Origin of the sequence: Rathayibacter caricis DSM 15933, assembly GCF_003044275.1 — a bacterium.
GTDB lineage: Bacteria > Actinomycetota > Actinomycetes > Actinomycetales > Microbacteriaceae > Rathayibacter > Rathayibacter caricis.
This window is the reverse complement of sequence record NZ_PZPL01000001.1, coordinates 117,220-137,067: the sequence shown is the minus strand read 5'-3', so window position 1 is coordinate 137,067 and position 19,848 is coordinate 117,220. Positions and strand designations below refer to the sequence as shown.

Genomic DNA, 19,848 nt, shown 5'->3' with positions numbered 1-19,848 from the left:
GAGGCGACCGCGGGCATCGGCTCCCGGCAGCAGCCGCCAGGAGTAGCAGCGCATGCGTCGTCAGTCCTTCCTCTCGTCCCTCGTCGCCGGGGCGGTCCTCGTCGCCGGTATCGGGCTGAGCGTCGTGGTCGCGCCGACCTCGTCGGCCGCTCAGGTCTTCACCACGGCGTGCTTCACCTCGCCGAAGGTCGAGAAGGCTCTCGACTACACGGTGCCGGCCGGCGTGACCACGGTGCGCGCGATCCTGAGCGGTCAGAAAGGCGGCGGCTCCGCGCCGACCTCGATGAGCGGCATCCGCCTCGCGGGGGAGGGATCGAAGGGTGGGAGCGGCTCGACGCTCGTCGTGGACGTGGCCGTCACTCCGGGACAGGTCCTGCAGATCGGGCGCCTGAAGGGAGCCCCGGCGGGGGCGGCCGGATGGTCGGCGACCAGCCTGCAGGGTCGCGGCGGCATCGGCGGCGACGCGCAGTACCTCTCGACCGTCGGGTCCGACGGCTGCCAGCACGGTCTCGCCGTCGCCGGCGCCGGCGGCGGTGGCGGAGGGTCCACCGCGCGGGGCGGTGACGCCGACGCCGGCAGCGGTGCCAAGCCCGGCGCGAACGGCGGCACGAACCGCGAGGTCGACGGTGGTGGCGGTGGCGGCGGCGGTGCGAACTCGGGCGGCAACCCGGGTGCGGCCGGATACGCCACGTTCAACACCTGCAGCAGGGGGAACGCCGGCCAGTGGGGCGTCTTCCTGAACGACGGGAAGGGCGGCGATGTCGGCAGGGTCATCGGCGACGGCGCCTACAACTGCGGCGCCTACAATCTCAGCGGCGGCGGCGGAGGCGGCGGCTGGTGGTACGGCGGCGGCGGGGGCTCGTCCTATACGGCGGGTGACGGACTCGATCCGGCCAACCATCCGGGAGCCGGCGGCGGCGGGTCGAGCTACGTGCACCCGAGTGTCACCAAGGTCGCGCAGAGCGTCGGCCCGACGTACCCCGACCCCGTGATCGCGCCGGTGTACGACACCGCGACCACCGTCACGACGACGCCGACGTGGTCGACCGCGGGCCAAGAGGTCGTCATCACCGCCCGGGTCACCGTGCCGAGTCTGGGCCGACCCGTGCCGGCCGGGGGAACCGTCGAGTTCTCGACGGGTGCCGGCGTCACGAAGGTGCCGGTCGGCGCGAACGGCGAGGCCGTGCTGCGCACCGGGAACCTGCCGCAGGGGTGGAACGACGTCCGGGCGACCTATCCCGCCGCCTTCAGCTGGGAGATGGCGACCCGCGGGAGCTCGTCGGGAGAGCCCGTGCTGCGGCACGAGGTCCGCGCGTGCGCCCCGGCACCGGTCTTCCGGCAGCAGCCCATCGACGACGTGATCGTGACCGGCCGGCAGCACACCCTCGACGCCTGGTGGGTCACGTCGTCGGTCTACGGCAGCATCCCCGTGATGTCGTGGGAGTCCTCCCGCGACGGCGGAGCGACCTGGCAGGTCGCCGAGGGTGAGGCGACTGTCGGGAGCGCCTCGACCCAGCTGGTCGTCCCGCCGCACACCCGGCCCGAGACGGTCCTGTACCGCGTCACGGCCACCACCTGCGGCGGTCGGACGATCAGCAACCAGGTGACGGTGACGGTGATGGGAGCCCACTTCGATCTGTCGACGCTGCCGCCGAAGACGTACGGAGACACCTTCGACATCAGCGGCTACGCGCAGGCGGTCACCCAGCCCGCGCGCTCGATCGTCTTCAGCAGCAAGACGGCCGAGTCGTGCACGGTGAGCGGCTCGACCGTCACCGTGACCGCGGCCGGGCTCTGCACGATCGGGGCGAAGGTCGATCCGATGACGCCCAACGGGTACCCCGCCGAAGCGCTGCAGAGCTTCACCGCGAAGCCCAAGGCCCTCACCGTGACCGCGAAGTCCTTCGACCATCCGCGCAATTCGCCGGCACCGGCCTTCGGCTGCACGGCGCCCTTCCTCGGGTCCGACACCTGGGTCACTCCGCCCACGCACGGCGTGTACCGCCAGATCGTCACCGCGACGGACATCATCTACCGGCCGACTCCGAACTGGGCGAGCCTGACGGGCACCTACTCGTACTTCACCACCCGGTGCTACGGAGGGGCCGTCGACGCCAACTACACGATCGCCGGGTACAAGGACGGCGCGTTGCGCATCGTCGCCCCGCTGCCCGTCCCGGTGAAGGTCACCGCGGCGTCGCCGACCGTCTCGTACGGCTCCGCTGCTCCCGAGATCACGGCCGCCGTCGGCGCCGGCCTCGTCGGCACTCTCTCGTGCAGCGCGTACGCGACGACCGACACGGCCTTCACCTCGCCCCTCGCCCTCTCGAGCACGACTCCGGCCGGGCGCTACACGACGCACTGCTCCGGTCTCACGAACCCGACCGGCCCCATCGCCTACGTCGACGGCACCCTCACGGTGACTCCGGCCGTGCTCACGGTCACCGCGTCGAGCCCTCCGACCGGGGCGCACGGCGTCGCGACGGCTCCGGCGATCACCTGCACCACCACCGGGTTCCTCGGCTCCGACCGCTTCCTCACCGAGCCGAGAGGCCGCTTCTCGAACGAGGACGGCGTGGTCGTGATCGACGCCACGACGCCCGTCGGCAGCTACGCCACCACGTGCGCCGGAGGCGATGCGGGCTCGAACTACAGCATCACGTCGGTGCCCGGCACCTTCCTCCTCGAGGACCGGAGCGGCCCGGTGGTCGCCGTGCCGGCGACCGTCGTCGCCGAGCCGACGAGCGTCTCCGGTGCCGTCGTCACCTACGCCGCCCCGGCGCGCGACGCGGTCGACGGCCCCGTCGACGCGACGTGCGCGCCCGCCTCCGGAACCGTGTTCCCCATCGGCGACACCACGGTGACCTGCTCCTCCGTCGATGCCGTGGGCAACACGGGAACGGCCGCCTTCACCGTCACCGTGAAGAAGATCGAGCAGATCGTCGCGTTCACCTCGCCGCGCCCCGCGAGGCCGGTCGCGCTCGGCAGCTACACGCCGTCCACGACGGGCGGCGCCTCCGGGCTCCCCGTGGTGGTCGGAGCGACCGGTGCCTGCTCGGCCGCCGACGGCGTCGTGACCTTCACCCGGTCCGGGCTGTGCACGGTGACGGCGGAGCAGGCGGGGAACGCGTTCTACGCCTCGGGCGCTGAGTCCTTCGACCTCACCGTGGCCAAGGCGACGCAGACCATCACCCCCGTCCTCCCCGCCCGGGGAGTGCTCGGCACCACGGACGTCGTGTCCGCAACGGCGAGCTCGGGACTGCCGGTGGCGATCAGCACCTTCTTCGGCTGCACGGTCGCACCCGACGGGCAGGGCCGGCAGATCCTGACCTACACCGAGGGCAACACCTGCGCAGTGCAGTTCGATGTCGCGGGCGACGACGTCCACGAGGCCCCGGACTCTCTGGTGCGCTTCATCCTGCTCGACCGGATCCCGCAGGCGATCACGTTCACCTCGACCCCTCCTTCCCGCGTCTTCACCGACGACACCTACACCGTGCAGGCGACCGGCGGAGGATCGGGCAACCCGCTCGAGATCTCGATCATCGAGAACGGCACCTGCACGATCGAGTACTCGACAGTGACGTTCTTCGGCGACGGGTACTGCACGGTGAAGGTGGATCAGCGCGGCGACGAGCGGCACAGCGCTGCTCCGCAGGCGCGTCAGGTCATCACCGTCGGGACGCCGGAGGGCAACCTCCGGTTCGGCGGCGAGCCGCCGCGCATCGCGAAGGTGCTCGAGACGTACACCCCGGTGATCGTTCCCGGTCCGTCGTCGGGAGTGCCCGTGCTGTCCGCGAGCGGTGCGTGCTCGCTGATGGCCGACGGGACGACCGTCCGCAACGACAAGGCGGGGCTCTGCCGGATGGCACTCGACCAGCCCGGTGACGGGTACTGGCCCGCGCGCCGTGCCGAGGCGGACATCTCCGTCGTGAAGCTCGAGCAGACCGTGCGGATCACCACGACGCCGCCGGTGAACGCGGCGGTCGGAGGCACCTACACGCCCGCCATCACTGCGGGCGCCTCCGGCACGACCCCGTGGATCATCACCAGCGTCGAGTGCTCGGTGAAGGACGGCGTCGTCACGTTCTCGAAGAAGGGGATCTGCCTGGTCGCCGCCTACCAGAACGGCACCGAGCAGTACGAGAACGCGCGACCCGACACCCAGTCGATCGAGGTCGGCTACGCGCCGGGCTCGGTCGGGATCTCGAGTCCCGTCCCCACGGGGGCGGCGGTCGGAGGATCCGTCACGCCGGTGCTCGTCCGGGGCCCGTCCACCGGGCCGGCGCTGCTCGCGGCATCGGGCGCCTGCTCGCTGGGCGAGAACGGCGTGGTGTCGTACGACTCCGCGGGCACCTGCACCGTCGTCGCCACCCACTACCGCGACGACACCTACGGAACCGCGCGGGCCGTGCAGACCTTCGAGATCACGAAGCTCCCGCAGATCGTCGCGTTCACGTCGACCGCTCCGGCCACGGCGCTCGTCGACGCGACCTACCGGCCGACCGCTGACGGCCGCGCCTCCGGCAGTGCCGTCGTGATCGGAGCGACCGGGTCGTGCGCGATCGCGGACGGGCTCGTGACCTTCACCGGCGCGGGGACCTGCACGATCACGGCGGACCAGGCGGGGGACGACCGGTACTCGGCGGCTCCGCAGGTGTCGCAGCGCGTCGCAGTCGGTCTCGTGGCGGGCACCGTCGCGTTCGGCGGCGACGCTCCGGCGGAGGCCCGGGTCGGCGGATCGACGACCGTCGCGGTCGTCGCCGGGCCGTCCAGCGCCCCTCCGGTGCTGACGGCGTCCGGTGCCTGCTCGGTCGGACCCTTCCGACTCGTGTCCTACGACGCGGCGGGCACCTGCACGCTCACGCTGAACCAGGCGGGCGACGCGCGCCACGGCGCGGCTCCGGAGGTCGTCCGGTCGTTCGAGATCACGACGACCGCCCAGGTCGTGGCGTTCACCTCGCAGGCGCCGGCCTCGGCGCTCGCGGGCGGCACCTACCGCCCCACGGCGACGGGTGGCGCTTCCGGTCGGCCGGTGCAGCTCGGTGCGACCGGAGCCTGCTCGATCGCGAGCGGAGTCGTGACCTTCACCGGGTCCGGCACGTGCACCGTGACCGCGGATCAGGCCGGTGGAGTCGGCTACTCGGCGGCGCCTCAGGTGTCGCAGACGATCGCGGTGGGGCTCACGGCGGGCACGGTCGCGTTCGGCGGCACCGCTCCCGTGGGCGCCAGGGTCGGCGGCTCCAGCACTCCGAGGATCGTGGCCGGGCCGTCGAGTGCCCGTCCGGTACTCACGGCGTCGGGCGCGTGCTCGGTATCGGCGGGAGTCGTCTCCTACGACACCGCGGGCACCTGTGCGCTGACGCTGAACCAGGCGGGCGACGCGGTGCACGCGGCGGCCCCTGAAGCGACCCGCACGTTCGAGATCGCCGCTCTGGCGCAGACGGTGACGTTCACGTCCGACGCTCCGGAGTCGCCCCTCGTGGGCGGCACGTATCGGCCGACCTCCGCGGGTGGCGCGTCGAGCGCGCCCGTGGTGCTCGGAGTGACCGGGTCGTGCGCGATCGCCGACGGAGTCGTCACCTTCACCGGGTCGGGCAGCTGCACGATCACCGCGGACCAGGCGGGCGACGCGCGCTACGCGGCCGCTTCGCAGGTCTCGCAGACCGTCGAGATCGGCGTCTCGGAAGGGACGGTCGCCTTCGGCGGCGTCGCTCCGACGGATGCCCGCTTCGGCGGGTCGTTCACTCCGGTGATCGTGCGCGGACCCTCCAGCGTTGCGCCGGTCCTCGCCGCAGCGGGTGCGTGCTCGGTCGACTCGGGCGTCGTGTCCTACGACGCGGTGGGCACCTGCACGCTGACCCTCGATCAGCCGGGTGACGCGGAGCACGGCCCCGCGGACCAGGTCGTGCGGGCGTTCGAGGTCGGGAAGGCCGTTCAGACCGTGGCCTTCACGTCCGAGGCCCCCGCTGCGGCGGTCGCGGGCGGCACCTACACGCCGGCGGCGACCGGTGGATCCTCGAGCGAGCCCGTGGCGTTCGGCACCGATGGCTCCTGCTCGATCGAGGACGGTGTCGTGACGTTCTCCGGGTCCGGCGCCTGCACGGTGACCGCCGATCAGGCCGGTGACGACACCCGCGAGCCCGCTCCTCGGGTGTCGCAGACCATCGCGGTCGGTCTGACGGCGGGCACCGTGTCCTTCGGAGGCACGGCTCCCGCGGACGCGCGGGTGGGCGGCTCGTCCACCCCCGTGATCGTGCGGGGACCCTCGAGCACGGACCCGGTGCTGACCGCATCGGGCGCGTGCTCGACGGCGTCCGGAGTCGTGTCGTACGACTCCGCGGGCACCTGCACCCTGACGGTGGACCAGGCGGGCGATGCCCGCCACGGTGCCGCCCAGGCGGTGCGCACGTTCGAGGTCGCGGGGAGGCAGACGCAGACTCTGGCCTTCACGTCGACCGCTCCGGCGGCGACGGCCGGAGGCGCCGCGTACGTGCCGACGGTGGCCGCGGCCGGATCCAGTGCCCCGGTGGTGCTGGGGACGACGACCCCGACGGTCTGCTCCGTGACGAACGGGACGGTGAAGTTCCTGAAGGCCGGTACCTGCAAGATCACGGCATCCCAGGCCGGGGACGCGTCCTACGAGGCTGCGCCGCGCGCGACGCAGTCGGTCGTGGTCGCGGCGCCGGTGAAGGTCGTGAGGAAGGCGCAGACGATCGCGTTCACGACCACGATGCCGACCTCGCCCGATCGGGGCATCGCGTACCCGGTGGCGGCGACCGCTTCCTCCGGTCTGCCGGTGGCGCTCACGGCCTCGGGCAGCTGCACGCTGGCGTCGACCGGGCCGGGCACCGCGACGGTGACGCTGACGGGGACGTCCTCCTGCACGGTCACGGCCGCGCAGGCCGGGGACTCCGTCTGGTCGGCGGCGCCCGCGGTGAAGCAGACGCTGCAGATGAAGCTGTTCACGCGAGCGGATCTGACGGTGGCGGTCGCTCCGGCGTCGGGGCTGTCGGCGACGGCTCCGCTGTCGGTGAAGGTCACCGTGAAGAACGTCGGCACGCGTGATGCGGCGGCGACCACGACTCGCGTCGTCGTGACCGGGACGGTGACGTCCGCTCCGGGCGCCGTCAAGACTGCCGGGTCGGTCGCGGGCACCACGGTGCTCACCTGGAAGACCCCGAGCGTGACGACCGGGAAGAGCATCGTCTACACGGTCGCGCTCGCGAGCCGCCCGGCGTCGACCACCGTCGAGGCCAAGGCGTGGTCCGTGGTGTCGGACCCGACTCCGGGGAACAACATCGTGAAGCGCACCCTGAAGTAGGGCGCTCCGTCGTCCGCCGGTGAGGGAACCCCGGACCGTCGAGACAGCCCGTTGCACCGGGACGTCTCGACGGTCCGGGGTTCCCTCGTGCCCCGTCGGGTTCCGTGGAAGGGTGGGTGCATGAGTGCCGACGGAGTCCGCCGAGTCGACTTCCTCCCGTGGGAGTACGACCCCGACTCCGCCGACGGGGCAGCGCAGGCCGAGCGGCTGGGGGAGCTGGCCTCGGGGGGAGCCGTGATCGGCGACCGGGTGTTCGTCGCGGCGAGTGCCGCCGTCTTCTGCGACCGGCTGTCGATCGGCGACCGCAGCTACATCGCCGCGCACGCGTACGTCACCGGCGACGTGACGAGCGGAGCCGACTGCTCCGTCAATCCGTTCGCCGTGGTCCGCGGCGACGTGCGGATGGGCGACGGCGTCCGGATCGGTGCGCACACCTCGATCCTGGGCTTCAACCACCTGATGGAGCCGGACGCCCCGGTCTTCACCCAGGGCCTCTCGAGCAGGGGGATCGTGCTCGGCGACGACGTCTGGATCGGCTCGCAGGCGACGATCCTCGACGGAGTGGTCATCGGCGACCACGTCGTGATCGGCGCCGGCTCGGTGGTGACGAAGAGCGTCCCGGACCACGCGGTGGTGGCGGGGAATCCGGCCCGCGTCCTCCGCGACCGGCGGGCGCCGGCTCGCGACGCCGAGCTGCGGGAGGCGCTCCGGCGCTTCGGGGACACGGCTCGGGCCGAGATCCCCGCGGTGCTCGCGCGCTGCTTCGAGGACGGCCGCTTCGTCGACCGGCCCGGCACGGCCGCTGCGCCGACCGTCCGCCCGTGGGCCGACGCCGTCGAGCTCGCCGATCTGCTGCTCGACGCGCCGCCGCCCGGGTTCGACGCCGCGGACCTGATCCGACGGCTGACGGCGAGGCAGGATCCGGCGACGGGGCTGGTCGCCGACGGCGACCTCTCGGACGCCGGTCTCGAGCGGGCGCGGACCTCGTCGGAGCCGCTCTCTGAGGAGCCGCTCTCGGCGTTCGACGGGCCGGCGAGCTACCACGTCCTCAGCGTCGGCTACGCGGTGCGGCTGCTCGGCGGGCGGACGCCTCACCCGATCCGCGCCGTCCACGAACTCGCGGGGGCCGACCTGACCGCGGCCCTCGACGCCCGTGACTGGGCCGCCGGCGCCTGGGGATCCGGTGCCGCGGTCGACGCGCTCGCGACGGCGTGCGCCGTGAACGTGCTGGACCACTCCGACGCCTTCGACGACGGGGGAGCCGGGCCCCTCGCCACCCTGCTCGGCTGGGCGGTCGCCCGCGCGGACCCCGCGACGGGTCTGTGGGGGACGGTGCTGCCCGACTCCGAGTCGCCGCGGCTGCAGGCGGTGAACGGCTTCTACCGGCTGACCCGCGGACTGTTCGCGCAGTTCGGAGTGCCGCTGCCGTATCCGGTCGCAACGATCGACACCGTGCTGCTGCACGCCGCCGACCCGTACCTCTCGACCCCCGCGGGCTGGACGGCGTGCAACGTGCTCGACATCGCGCATCCGCTCCGGCTCGCCGCGCAGCAGACTCCGCACCGCCGCGCCGAGATCGCGGAGTGGGCGCGCGGGGCGCTCGAGCAGGCGCTCGGCCAGTGGGTCCCCGGCGAGGGGATCGCGTTCGCGCCGCGGTCCGACGGCGCGGACGGCGTGCCCGGGCTGCAGGGGACCGAGATGTGGCTCGGGATCGTCTGGCTGCTGGCCGACCTGCTGCAGGCGTCGGACGCGCTCGGCTACCGCATGCGCGGGGTGCACCGGCCCGATCCGCTGGTGGTCCTCCCTCCGGTGGCGCGATCGGGATCGGAGGCGAGCGCGTGAGCGAGACGACGGAGATCCTGCACCGCGACGGCAGCCTCCGCGGCCGCGGCGGCATGCTCGACGGGGAGATGCACGGGTTCTGGGAGTGGTTCCGGCTCGACGGCACGCTGCTGCGCAGCGGCACGCTCGACCACGGGCGGCAGCTCGGAGTGTGGACGACGTACGACCGCTCGGGTGCGCCGTACAAGGAGACGCGGTTCGGGGAGTGAGCCGGGGCTGCAGCACGTCGACCCCCGCGGCCGTCCGCTAGGGTCCGAGGATCGCGAGCGCCCCAGCGCCCCGCCCGAGAGGAGCCCCGACGTGCCCGACCTCGAGATCCGACCCGCGCAGAGGTCCGACGCCGCCACGATCCTCCGGTTCGTCCGCGAGCTCGCCGTGTTCGAGGAGTCCGAGAGCGAGGTCGTCGCGACCGAGCAGTCGATCGAGGCGACCCTCTTCGGCGACTCGTCGACCGCGCACGCCCTCATCTGCCTCGCCGACGGCCTCCCGATCGGCTTCGCCGTCTACTTCTTCAACTACTCCACCTGGCAGGGCCGCAACGGCCTCTACCTGGAGGACCTCTACGTCTCTCCCGAGCACCGGGGCGCCGGCGCCGGCACGGCGATCCTCCGGCGCCTCGCCAACCTCGCCCTCGAGAACGACTGCGGCCGGTTCGAGTGGAGCGTGCTGCGGTGGAACACCCCCGCGATCCGCGTCTACGACGGCATCGGCGCGACGCCCAAGACGGAGTGGCTCGGCTACCGCCTCGCCGGCGACGCCCTCGAGGCGTTCGCCCGGGGAGGGGCCCGCTGACCTGTCCCTCCGGGACGAGCGGTGTCAGGCTTCGGCTCCGTCCTCCGGCGAACGGGTGCTGATCGGGGCCTGCGGAGACGTGAAGGCCCGGTTGGCGTCGTCTCGGATCCTCAGCCCGCGACGAGTGGACTCGATCCGGGGGCTGAGGAGCTCGGCGACCCCGTTTGGTGTCGAACGGGCGCTGGGAGTCCTGGCGAGTGGGCACGAAACGGACTCCCGGGGGAGCGGGGCTGCGTCCGCGAGCCAGGCGCAGCGGCGGTCGGCTGACCGCGGTCCCGCTCGTAGGATCGGGGAGGACGCGCGCGCCGCACGTCCCTCCGGCCGCACGTCGTCCCCCGACCAGCGGCCCCCGGACGAGAGGTGCACCGTGGAGGAGACACCCGTCGCCCCGTCGCGCGCGCGGCTCGCCCGGGTCGCCGACGAGGCGGGAGTGTCGATCTCGACGGTCTCGAAGGTGCTGAACGGCCGGGCCGACGTCGCGCCGGGCACCCGCAGCAGGGTCGAGGCGCTCCTGGACGCGCACGACTACCGACGCCGCGGCGAGGGCTCGCGGTCGACGTACCTCGAGCTCGTCTTCCACGAGATCGAGAGCGCGTGGTCGACGCAGATCATCCAGGGGGTCGAGGCGGTCGCCCGCGAGCACGGCATGAGCGTGGTGCTGACGCTGAGCGGCGACCACCGCTCGCCGGGTCCGGAGTGGGTGACCGGCGTCCTCGCGCGGCGGCCGGCGGGCGTTGTGCTCGTCCTGTCAGGGCTGCCGGAGGAGCAGAAGCGGCGTCTGCGCGCCGCCGGCATCCCGTTCGCCATCATCGATCCCTCCGGCGACCCCGCCCCCGACGTGCCGTCGGTCGGGTCGGCGAACTGGATGGGCGGAGTGCTCGCGACGCGGCACCTGCTCGACCTCGGGCACACGCGGATCGGAGTGATCACCGGTCCGCCGGACATGATGTGCTCCCGCGCGCGGCTCGACGGGTTCCGGTCCGCGATGGGCTCCGCGGGGGTCGAGGTCGACGAGTCGCTCCTCCGCTTCGGCGATTTCCACGTGCCCGGGGGGCGCGACCACGCGCTCGAGCTCCTGTCGGGCCCGACCCCGCCCACGGCCCTGTTCGCCGGCTCCGATCTGCAGGCCCTCGGTGTCCTCGAGGCGGCCCGGATGCGGGGGCTCCGCGTGCCGGAGGACCTCTCCCTGGTGGGGTACGACGACCTGCCGATCGCGGAGTGGACCTCGCCGCCGCTCACGACGGTGCACCAGCCGCTGCGCCTGATGGGCGAGGAGGCGACCCGACTCGTCGTGCGTCTGCGCGACGGCGATGCGGCGCAGCTGCGGATGGACCTGGCGACGACGCTCGTCGTGCGCGGCTCCACTGCGCGGATCTGACCCGCGACTCCTCGGCGACCGCCGCCGTTCGTTGTGACGAGCAACAAACTGTTTCGAAAACAATTGACCCCTCCGAAGGGGGTCGGTTACCGTCCAGTCACCAACAGATTTCGACACTGAGGTCGAAACTTTCGAGAGGTGCTGTTCGATGAAGAACGATCCCATCCGGGACGACGACCGGATCACTCCGGTCACCCCCTGCCGCCTCATCGCGGCCCCCACCGCCCGGCACCGCCGCGGCCTGCTCGCCGGCGCCACCGCGTTCGGCCTGCTCACCGGCGCCCTCGTCCTGCCGTCGGCCCAGGCGGCCGAGACCGCGCCCGCAGTCCTCCTGCAGGAGGACTTCGAGGACGGCGCCTACGACCCGCTCGTGCAGAACGGCGGACCGACGCTGTCGGTGGTCGCCGAGGGCGGCGACCGCGCGCTGCTCGTGCAGGGCCGCGCGAACGACTACGACGGAGTGAAGACGCCGGCGAACCTGCTGCAGCCCGGCGGCTCCTACACGATGTCGGCCCAGGTGCGGCTCGCCGCTCCTGCCGGCACCACGGCCTCCGCGCGCTTCGTCGTCGAACCCACCTACTCCTGGGTGGGGAACACGACCGTGACCGCCGACGCGTGGACCACCGTGAGCGGCACCTTCTCGGCTCCGGCCGGTGCCGACCCCGCGACGCTCCGCGCCTACCTCGGCACCAGCGCGCTCACAGGGCCCTACGACTACCTCCTGGACGACATCGTGATCACCGGCACCGCGGCTCCCGCGCCCGTCACCTGGCAGCCCACCCCCGACGCCTCGTTCGTGCCCGGAGGAGCGACCGCCGCCACCACGACGCCGGTCACCGCCGCGCGCGGCACCGGGAACCGGGTGGCGCTCACCTTCGACGACGGCCCCAACCCGGGCGAGACCACCGCGATCCTCGACCTGCTGAAGGCGCAGGGCATCCGCGCCACCTTCTGCATCATCGGGCAGAACGTCCAGCAGGCGGGCGGAGCGGAGCTGCTGCGGCGGATCGTCGCCGAGGGCCACACCCTCTGCAACCACGGCACCTCCTACGCCGACATGGGCTCGTGGACGCAGGCGCAGGTCGAGACCGACCTCAAGGCCAACCTCCGCATCATCCGCGAGGCCGTGGGCGACCCGGCGCTCGCCGTGCCGTACTTCCGCGCTCCCAACGGCAGCTGGGGCGCCACCGGCGCGGTGGCCGCGGCGCTCGGGATGCAGCCGCTCGGGCTGGGCTCGACCATCTCGGACTGGGACGGCAACGACCTCAGCGAGGCGACGCTGACCGCGAACCTCCGCGCCGCCTTCACTCCGGGTGCGATCGTCCTCGCCCACGACGGCGGAGGCGACCGCAGCAGCACGGTGAAGGCGGTCACGACCGTGGTCACCGAGAAGGCCGCCGAGGGCTGGGAGTTCGTGCTGCCCCAGGGCGGTGCGACGGCCGCCGTGCAGCCGGGCGTCTCCTCCGACTTCGAGGGCGGCCTCGACGGCTGGGCGGCCCGCGGCGACGGCGTGCAGGTCGCGGCGAGCACCGACGCGCGGACCGGATCCGGTGCGCTGCTCGTCACGAACCGCACGCAGCCGTGGCACGGCGCGACGCTCGACGTCACCGAGGGCCTGCCCGTGGGAACGGCCGTCGGCGTCTCGGTCTGGGCGAAGCTCGCTCCGGGCGAATCGCCCGCGGGGCTGGAGATCTCGGTTCAGCGCGACAACGGAGGCGCCAGCGCTTACGAGGGCGTCGCCGGAGCCGGCGCGCAGGTCACGGCCGACGGCTGGGTCCTCCTGCGCGGCACCTACACGCTGGCGGCCGCGGCCGACCGGGTGCAGGTCTACGTCGAGGGCCCGGTGGGGGTCGACTTCCTGCTCGACGACTTCGTCCTCGAGCCGATCGTCGAGAAGCCCATCCAGACCGACGTGCCCGCGCTGAAGGACGTGCTGGGCGCCGCCGGGATCGAGCACGTGGGAGTCGCCATCGACGCCCGCGAGACGGTCGGCACCGCCGCGGACCTCCTCCGCAAGCACTACAACGCCTTCACGCCCGAGAACGCCGGCAAGCCCGAGAGCGTGCAGCCCGTGGAAGGGCAGTTCGCCTTCACGCAGCTCGACCAGCTGCTCGACTTCGCCGACGCCGAGGGCATCGAGGTGTACGGGCACGTGCTGGCCTGGCACTCGCAGACCCCGGCGTGGTTCTTCCTCGACGGAGACCGGCCGCTGACGAGCAGCCCCGCCGACCAGGCGCTGCTGAAGTCCCGGATGCGGGCGCACATCGCCGGCATCGCCGCGCACATCGACGCCCGCTACCCCGACGGCGACAGCCCGATCTGGGCCTGGGACGTCGTGAACGAGGTCATCGCGGACGGCGACACCGCGAATCCGCACGACATGCGCGACAGCCGCTGGTTCCAGGTGCTGGGCGAGGGCTTCGTCGACGAGGCGTTCCGTCTCGCCGATCAGTACTTCCCGGACGCCGAGCTCTTCATCAACGACTACAACACCGAGATGCCCGAGAAGCGCGCGGACTACGTGGAGCTCATCGCGGCCCTGCAGGCCCGCGGGGTGCCGATCGACGGAGTGGGCCACCAGGCCCACGTGGACGTCGCCCGGCCGGTGCAGTGGCTCGAGGACTCGATCGAGGCGGTCGAGAAGCTCGATCCCACGCTGCTGCAGGCGATCACCGAGCTCGACGTGAACGCGTCGACCGAGAACCAGGGCGCCGACGTCAGCGGCGCCCCGGTCGACCCGTACAGCCCGGCGTTCGAGAACGACGAGGACGCGGCGGCCGAGGTGGGCTACTACTACCGCGACCTGTTCGCGATGCTCCGCGAGCACGACTCGTCGATCGAGTCGGTCACCTTCTGGGGCATCAGCAACGCCCGCACCTGGCTGCGGACGTGGCCGATGGCCCGCCCGTGGGAGCAGCCGCTGCCGTTCGACGACGACCTGCAGGTCGCGCCGGCCTACTGGGGCATCGTCGACCCGACGAAGCTGCCCGCCCGCCCGGCCGACGTGCTCGCTCCGCGCATCGCCGACGTGCCGGACGTGCACGCCGTCTCGAACGGAGCGTCCGGAGTGAAGCTGTCGTACACGCCGCCCTCGGCGATCGACACCCGCGACGGAGCGGTCCGCCTGGTCTGCAGCCCGCCCAGCGGCAGCCGCTTCTCGATCGGCACCACGACCGTGACCTGCACGGCGAAGGACGCGGCCGGCAATACCCGGACGAGCAGCTTCGACGTGATCGTCACGAGGAAGGTGCCGGGCAAGCACTGATCCGCATCGCCGGCGCCGCCCCCGTTCCCCGCTCGCCGCGGGGGCCGGGGGCGGTGCCGTGCCCGTGCCATGCTGGCCGGAGGCGTCGGCCCGCAGGGCCGAGACGGGGGAGTGATCCGGATGAAGCGAATCAGAGAGATCCTGAGCAGGCTGCTGAGTCGCAGGCGCCCTCCGCTGCCACCGGACCCGTTCGGCGAGCCCGGCGGACCCGTCGTGACGAAGCGGACTCCCGACTCCGTCGCCCTCGGCCAGCTGCCGATCAACCAGGTCCGCGCGAACCTCTGAGGGTCACCCGCGGTCAGTCGTCGCTGCTCAGCCGCGCGAGGATCGCGCCGTGGGGACGGGGCCCGGGCGCCTGCTCCGTGCGGGTGTGCGTCTCGAGGATCTCGAAGCCGGCGGCGCACAGCTCGTCCGCGAGTGCCTCCGGTGGCCATCGGTACGCCGTGGTGATCGCGTGGTCGAAGGCCTCCACTCCGGGGCCGGTGAAGAACCCCACGAGGAGCGTCCCGCCCGGCCGGAGAACGCGCGCGAACTCGGCCAACGCGCGCGGCAGGACGCTCGGCTGGTGGTGGATCAGCGAGTACCAGGCCAGAACCCCGCCCAGGGTGCCGTCCTCCTCCTCCAGGGCGTCGATGTCGCCGACGGCGAAGGACGCCTCCGGGTGCGCCCGTCGAGCGAGCTCGACGAAGGCCGGCACGCGGTCGACGCCGCTGATGTCCAGACCCAGCCCGGCGAGGTGGGCCGTCCACTGCCCGGGGCCGCAGCCGGCGTCGAGCAGGCGTCCCTCCGCGCTCCGCGCCCACGACGAGACGAGGCGCTCGTCCGAGGGGTGCACCGAGGACATCGAGCCGAAGAGCTCGGCGTACTCGTCGGCTCGGGCGGAGTAGGAGTCCACGACCTCTGGGCTCGACGACGAGCATGCCTCGGCGAGCAGGCGCAGCGCCTTCGGCCCGACTCCGTGCAGGGTCGCCAACTCAGTGAGATCGCGTCCGCGGAGGTCCTCGAGCGAGCGGATGCCGACGGCCGCGAGCGCCCGGGTGGCGGGGGCGCCGATCGCGGGAAGTGCGGTCATGTCGCGGCTCCGTTCCCGTCGGCGCCCCACCGCCCGAGCGCGGCGATCGCCTCGCGCAGCGCGAGCCCGCGGTCGGTCAGCGCGTAGGCGCGGGTGTTGTGCCGGAGGGGCAGCCGGGTCAGCACGCCGGCCGCCTCCAGCTCGCGCAGGCGGGTCGCCAGGATGTTCGTCGGCACGCCGAGGTCGCGCTGCAGGTCGCCGTAGCGCTGCGGCCCGTCGAGAAGACGCTCCACGATCAGCAGGGCCCATCGGGCGCCGACGACCTCGAGGGCCGCGGAGAGATCGCTCACTCCGCCGGATCGACGTCCGGCTTCATCCAGAACGGCGAGTAGTGGTAGCCGTCGACGTCGTCGAACTGGCGCTGGTACATGAAGGGGTAGTCGTCGGTGTCGCCGACCCGCCCGCCCGCGGCGGCGGCCCGCTCGACCAGCTCGTCGACGGCCTCGCGACTGGGGAGGTCGAACGACACCGTGACCTTCGAGGGCGTGCCGGGCCCGCCGATGAGGTCCTCGGTGCCGCCGACGCCCGCGTACATCTCGCGGCTGCCGAGCATCACGTACTGCTCGGGCGCGATCGCGAAGCACGACACGTTGTGGTCGGACATGTCCGTGTTGAGGGTCCAGCCGAGGGCCGTGTAGAAGGCGGTCGCGCGCTCGACGCTGTCGACCGGGCAGGTGATGAAGAGGCTCATGCGAGCCATGCTTGCAAAATGCAAGCACGAGAGCAAGAGGCGCGGCGGTCTCTCCGAAGCCGCCCTCAGACCCTCCGCCAGCGGTCCTCGCCCATCGGGCGCACCCACTGCTGGCGCGGGCCGTCCGCCTCGCGCGCGCTGTCGGTGAGGCGGAGTGTGCTGTCGGGTGCCCATCCGGCGATGACCGAGCCGTAGGCGTCGCCGACGGGGATCAACCGCGTCGCGGCGGAGAGGTAGCCGAAGGTCGTGAGGTGCACGGCGTCCCAGGCGGCCGCGACGCGCTGCCAGTCGGGGATCAGCCAGCGTCCGTCCCACCCGGTCACGCGGTACCAGTCGTGCCGGCGGGAGGCGGTGACCTCGGCGGGGTTCGCGCGGCAGAGCTCGGCCCAGTCGGCCGCCGAGCCGATCTCGAGGGTGCGTCCGTCGCCGAACACCGGGATCACGGTGGCCGCGTCGAGCCCCGCGGAGTCCTCGACCAGCTCGAGCAGATCCTCGATCCGCGACTGCGTCTGCAGCAGACGGAGGGGGAGGGACCACCAGGTGCCGGAGAAGCGGGCCTGCGGGTCGGTCGGCCGCTCCCGTTCCTCGTCGGCGCGCAGGTCCGTCGCCCACTCCTCCAGGAGTGCCGCGGCGCCGACGGGCAGGGGCCGACCGGAGTCGGGGCGCCAGTCGACCGCCCACTGCTCCGACCCGCGGGGCCGCGTCCACTCCGCGGCGACCGGTGAGGCGAGCACGTCCTCCGCGACCCGGACGAGTGCCGAGCGGACCGCCGGCAGCGACGCGAGCATGTCCTGCCCGTTCGGCTCCTGCCAGTACCAGGCGGAGTCGACACTCGCGCAGAGCCCCTCGCGGAGGACGTCGTCGGGGACCGCCCCACCGGGAAGCGCCTCGATCGCGGCGGCGACCTCCTCCGGACCGGGATCGGGGGCCTCGGGCTCACCCGAGTCGCCGTCGGAGGCGGTGAATCGGACGCTGGTCCCCTGGTCGAAGGCGAGAGAGGCGAGGAACGCGACCATCCTCACGGCCGGGTCCGCTCTCATCGCCACCTCCAGGCAGAGCCGTCGGCCCCGCGGGCCGCTCAGGAGGGTGTCCACCGCGTCGTCCATGGAGCCACTATGACCGTCCCCGCAGCGCGCCGCGCCGGTCGGGGCGGCACGATCGTCCTCCCCGCGATCCCTCGGCCCGCCGTGCTCGCCGACCCGCCATCACCGACGGTGATCAGTCGGGGCTGTCCGCGTTGATGTTCGACAGGGTGCTCAGGACAGCGTCCTGGTCGGCTGTGGAGAGGCCGGTGCCGCGGAAGTCGACGACGAGGGGATCGATCTGATGGACGGACCCGCCAGCTCCGTCCACGTAGTCACCGGCGGAGGATGCGGAGTCGAACTTCAGGACCACGAGATCCTCGGAAGCGACCGCCTGGAGGCAGCCGACCAGGCCTGCGCAGACCTCGTCGCTCACGACCTCGAGGCCGCTCAGGGGCTCCCACTCCGTCCAGCGGTCGTCGGCGAACTCCTCGACGTCGATCTGCTGGCGGGAGTACTCGTTGCTCAGGAGCGCGCAGCCGCCGAGCGCTGCGGCGAGGAGGACCAGTGCCGCGGCGCCTCCGGAGCGACGGAGTCCGGTCGCGGATCGGGTGCGTGCGGTGCTCGTCGGCATGCACCGATCGTGCCAGGTGGGTCGAGATCCGGCGTCGCCCGCGGGTAGGAGACCCCGTGAGCGGCCCGGCCGCGTCAGGTCAGGCGTTCGAGAAGGCGCACGGCGACCTCGTCGCCCAGGTCCTTGCCGAGCGCCTTCCGCAGCTTCGCGCTGATCGAGAGCATGTGCCCGCCGGCGCCGGTGGGCATCAGGCTTGCCGTCACCGGCTCGCCGTCGACGGTCGCGCGGATCTTCACCGCCTTGCCGGTGCCGAACAGCTCCACCGAGCCGGGCACCTCCACGCAGGACCAGAGCTCGCCCTTCACGGTGACGCCGATCGGCGCGGTGAAGGCGATGTCCAGGGGACCGGGGCTGGTGCTCATCGGGGGCTCCTCGTCGCGCGGCGGTGCGGTGCTCGAATCCGAGCGTAGCCAGCGGAGGGGGCGCGGTCGGCTGGAGTGCGGGTCGGCTGGAGTGCGGGGCGGGGAGGAGAGGAGAGGAGAGGAGAGGAGAGGAGGCAGATCTTCGGGGGGACGTGGGTCTCGATACGCCCCTTCGGGGCTACTCGACCAGCAAGCAGTTCGGGGCTGTTCGACCAGCAAGCAGTTCGGGGCTGTTCGACCAGCAAGCAGTTCGGGGCTGTTCGACCAGCAAGCAGTTCGGGGCTGTTCGACCAGCGAGCGGTTCGGGGCTGCTCGACCAGCGAGGAGGGGGCGATCAGTCCGCAGCGGGGAGAGGGCGGCGACGCTCGACGATGTCGGCGGACAGGACGGCGAGGTCGATCCGGAGCCGCCGCGCCTCGCGCTCGAGGATCGCGAGCGCGTCGTCGGGGGAGACCCGCAGGCCGGCGCCCACGAAGCCGGCGGCCTGGTGCACGACGGCCGCGTGCCGCGACAGTGCGGACGAGACGATCGTCGGTTCGTCCGGCGGGTTCGGAGCGTCGCTGTCTCCGGGACAGGAGCCGGATGTCGGCATCAGAACGCGTCGAGCTTCGAGTCGGGGCGGCGAACGCTGCGCATCCGGAAGCGGGTGCCTCCGTCGGTGGTCGGGATGCCCGTCGAGGCGTCGGTCGGCTGCTGCACTCCCTCAGTGTCAGTACGGACGACGGGTCCGTGCACGGGGCTTGCGAGGCTAGGCGGACAGAAGGTATGCCGTTCCTGTCTCGGGGCAACGCGTCGGCACGCATCACAGGCGCGGAAGGACCACTACGCGGCGCAGGGGCAGCCGGACCGACGGGACTCGGGCATCCGGACGTCCTCCGCCTTCAGGGGGAGTAGCGTCGGTCACCTCCCTACTTCGGTTCTCATGACCTGTCCGCTCCTGTCGCGGATTCGATCCCGCGGATCTCCGCGCCGGCTGCACCGCGCTTCCGCGGGCCGCTCGACCGAGGAAAGAGGACGTGACCATGGGTGCACTGATCTTCGGCGCATGGCGCCGCCGGATCGAGTTCGACGACCGGACGCTCTCGCACGTGCGGACGGCCGTCGGCATGCGGATATCGCGAGGAGTTCCGTTCCGGCTGACCTGGCGGACGCTTCACGAGGCGGAGTACCGCTCGCACGCGATCCTCGTCCAGCCCGCCGCGCTGCTCGAGTACCGTTTCGACGATTCTCGACTGGTCGTCCTCAACCGGCTGTGGCTGCATGAGCTTCTGAGGCCGGGGCTCGGCCGGGACATGGTCGTCACAGACGAGCCGAGGGGGATCCGGCGGTCGGACGGCACCGATCCTCCCGCCTCGTCGCAGGCGCCGTGACGGATCCGCCCGCCGCGGTGACCGCGAACGGGTCCCGTCCCGGCACCGCCGCCCGTGGCGGCCATCCGTCGCCCTGGAGAACTGACGCCGAGTACC

General features: G+C 72.7%; 15 protein-coding genes. 8 read left to right on the top strand and 7 right to left on the bottom strand.

The genetic code is table 11. From position 1 onward, the window contains the following. The first annotated feature begins 52 nt into the window (after positions 1-52). From C1I63_RS00610 to C1I63_RS19595, 7 genes are all read left to right on the top strand, one after another. On the top strand, positions 53-7,324 hold the full coding sequence (locus tag C1I63_RS00610) for an MBG domain-containing protein (protein WP_107573378.1): 7,272 nt from the start codon (positions 53-55) through the stop codon (positions 7,322-7,324). A 120-nt stretch (positions 7,325-7,444) separates the two neighbouring features. Next, complete coding sequence (locus C1I63_RS20235; RefSeq protein ID WP_107573377.1) at positions 7,445-9,166, top strand: acyltransferase; 1,722 nt, start codon at positions 7,445-7,447, stop codon at positions 9,164-9,166. Further along, on the top strand, positions 9,163-9,375 hold the full coding sequence (locus tag C1I63_RS00600) for a toxin-antitoxin system YwqK family antitoxin (RefSeq protein ID WP_107573376.1): 213 nt from the start codon (positions 9,163-9,165) through the stop codon (positions 9,373-9,375). Before C1I63_RS20235 ends, C1I63_RS00600 begins: the two co-directional genes overlap by 4 nt. Before the next feature lie 91 nt (positions 9,376-9,466). Continuing rightward, positions 9,467-9,958, top strand: a complete 492-nt coding sequence (locus C1I63_RS00595; RefSeq protein WP_107573375.1) for a GNAT family N-acetyltransferase — start codon at positions 9,467-9,469, stop codon at positions 9,956-9,958. A 367-nt stretch (positions 9,959-10,325) separates the two neighbouring features. Further along, entirely contained in the window at positions 10,326-11,336 is a 1,011-nt protein-coding gene (locus C1I63_RS00590) for a LacI family DNA-binding transcriptional regulator (protein WP_107573374.1), read from the top strand. A gap of 148 nt (positions 11,337-11,484) precedes the next feature. After that, entirely contained in the window at positions 11,485-14,601 is a 3,117-nt protein-coding gene (locus C1I63_RS00585) for an endo-1,4-beta-xylanase (RefSeq protein ID WP_107573373.1), read from the top strand. A 120-nt stretch (positions 14,602-14,721) separates the two neighbouring features. Continuing rightward, complete coding sequence (locus C1I63_RS19595) at positions 14,722-14,886, top strand: hypothetical protein (RefSeq protein ID WP_170116277.1); 165 nt, start codon at positions 14,722-14,724, stop codon at positions 14,884-14,886. 13 nt (positions 14,887-14,899) lie between these two features. Here the strand turns inward: C1I63_RS19595 and C1I63_RS00580 are convergent, their stop codons facing one another. From C1I63_RS00580 to C1I63_RS00550, 7 genes are all read right to left on the bottom strand, one after another. Next, entirely contained in the window at positions 14,900-15,673 is a 774-nt protein-coding gene (locus C1I63_RS00580; protein ID WP_107573372.1) for a methyltransferase domain-containing protein, read from the bottom strand. Beyond that, a complete protein-coding gene (locus tag C1I63_RS00575) occupies positions 15,670-15,963 on the bottom strand; it encodes a winged helix-turn-helix transcriptional regulator (protein ID WP_107573371.1) in 294 nt (97 codons plus the stop codon). Before C1I63_RS00575 ends, C1I63_RS00580 begins: the two co-directional genes overlap by 4 nt. Next, a complete protein-coding gene (locus C1I63_RS00570) occupies positions 15,960-16,364 on the bottom strand; it encodes a VOC family protein (RefSeq protein WP_056868010.1) in 405 nt (134 codons plus the stop codon). The genes C1I63_RS00575 and C1I63_RS00570 overlap by 4 nt, the downstream gene beginning before the upstream one ends. 65 nt (positions 16,365-16,429) lie before the next feature. Beyond that, complete coding sequence (locus C1I63_RS00565) at positions 16,430-17,470, bottom strand: hypothetical protein (RefSeq protein ID WP_107573370.1); 1,041 nt, start codon at positions 17,468-17,470, stop codon at positions 16,430-16,432. A 112-nt stretch (positions 17,471-17,582) separates the two neighbouring features. After that, entirely contained in the window at positions 17,583-18,020 is a 438-nt protein-coding gene (locus tag C1I63_RS00560) for a hypothetical protein (RefSeq protein WP_107573369.1), read from the bottom strand. A 74-nt stretch (positions 18,021-18,094) separates the two neighbouring features. Next, positions 18,095-18,382 (bottom strand): DUF1905 domain-containing protein, encoded by a 288-nt coding sequence (locus C1I63_RS00555; RefSeq protein WP_107573368.1) that lies wholly within the window; start codon positions 18,380-18,382, stop codon positions 18,095-18,097. Positions 18,383-18,716: 334 nt separating this feature from the next. Beyond that, positions 18,717-18,974, bottom strand: a complete 258-nt coding sequence (locus C1I63_RS00550; protein WP_107573367.1) for an ANTAR domain-containing protein — start codon at positions 18,972-18,974, stop codon at positions 18,717-18,719. 430 nt (positions 18,975-19,404) lie between these two features. Between C1I63_RS00550 and C1I63_RS00545 the strand changes: the two genes are divergently transcribed. Then, complete coding sequence (locus C1I63_RS00545; RefSeq protein WP_107573366.1) at positions 19,405-19,752, top strand: DUF7882 family protein; 348 nt, start codon at positions 19,405-19,407, stop codon at positions 19,750-19,752. The last annotated feature ends 96 nt before the right edge of the window (positions 19,753-19,848 follow it).

Coding starts and splice junctions, on each gene's coding strand:
- C1I63_RS00555 (WP_107573368.1), bottom strand. CDS start 18,382: ATGAGCACCAGCCCCGGTCCCCTGGACATCGCCTTCACCGCGCCGATC.
- C1I63_RS19595 (WP_170116277.1), top strand. CDS start 14,722: ATGAAGCGAATCAGAGAGATCCTGAGCAGGCTGCTGAGTCGCAGGCGC.
- C1I63_RS20235 (WP_107573377.1), top strand. CDS start 7,445: ATGAGTGCCGACGGAGTCCGCCGAGTCGACTTCCTCCCGTGGGAGTAC.
- C1I63_RS00585 (WP_107573373.1), top strand. CDS start 11,485: ATGAAGAACGATCCCATCCGGGACGACGACCGGATCACTCCGGTCACC.
- C1I63_RS00580 (WP_107573372.1), bottom strand. CDS start 15,673: ATGACCGCACTTCCCGCGATCGGCGCCCCCGCCACCCGGGCGCTCGCG.
- C1I63_RS00610 (WP_107573378.1), top strand. CDS start 53: ATGCGTCGTCAGTCCTTCCTCTCGTCCCTCGTCGCCGGGGCGGTCCTC.
- C1I63_RS00545 (WP_107573366.1), top strand. CDS start 19,405: ATGGGTGCACTGATCTTCGGCGCATGGCGCCGCCGGATCGAGTTCGAC.
- C1I63_RS00550 (WP_107573367.1), bottom strand. CDS start 18,974: ATGCCGACATCCGGCTCCTGTCCCGGAGACAGCGACGCTCCGAACCCG.
- C1I63_RS00565 (WP_107573370.1), bottom strand. CDS start 17,470: ATGGACGACGCGGTGGACACCCTCCTGAGCGGCCCGCGGGGCCGACGG.
- C1I63_RS00570 (WP_056868010.1), bottom strand. CDS start 16,364: ATGAGCCTCTTCATCACCTGCCCGGTCGACAGCGTCGAGCGCGCGACC.
- C1I63_RS00560 (WP_107573369.1), bottom strand. CDS start 18,020: ATGCCGACGAGCACCGCACGCACCCGATCCGCGACCGGACTCCGTCGC.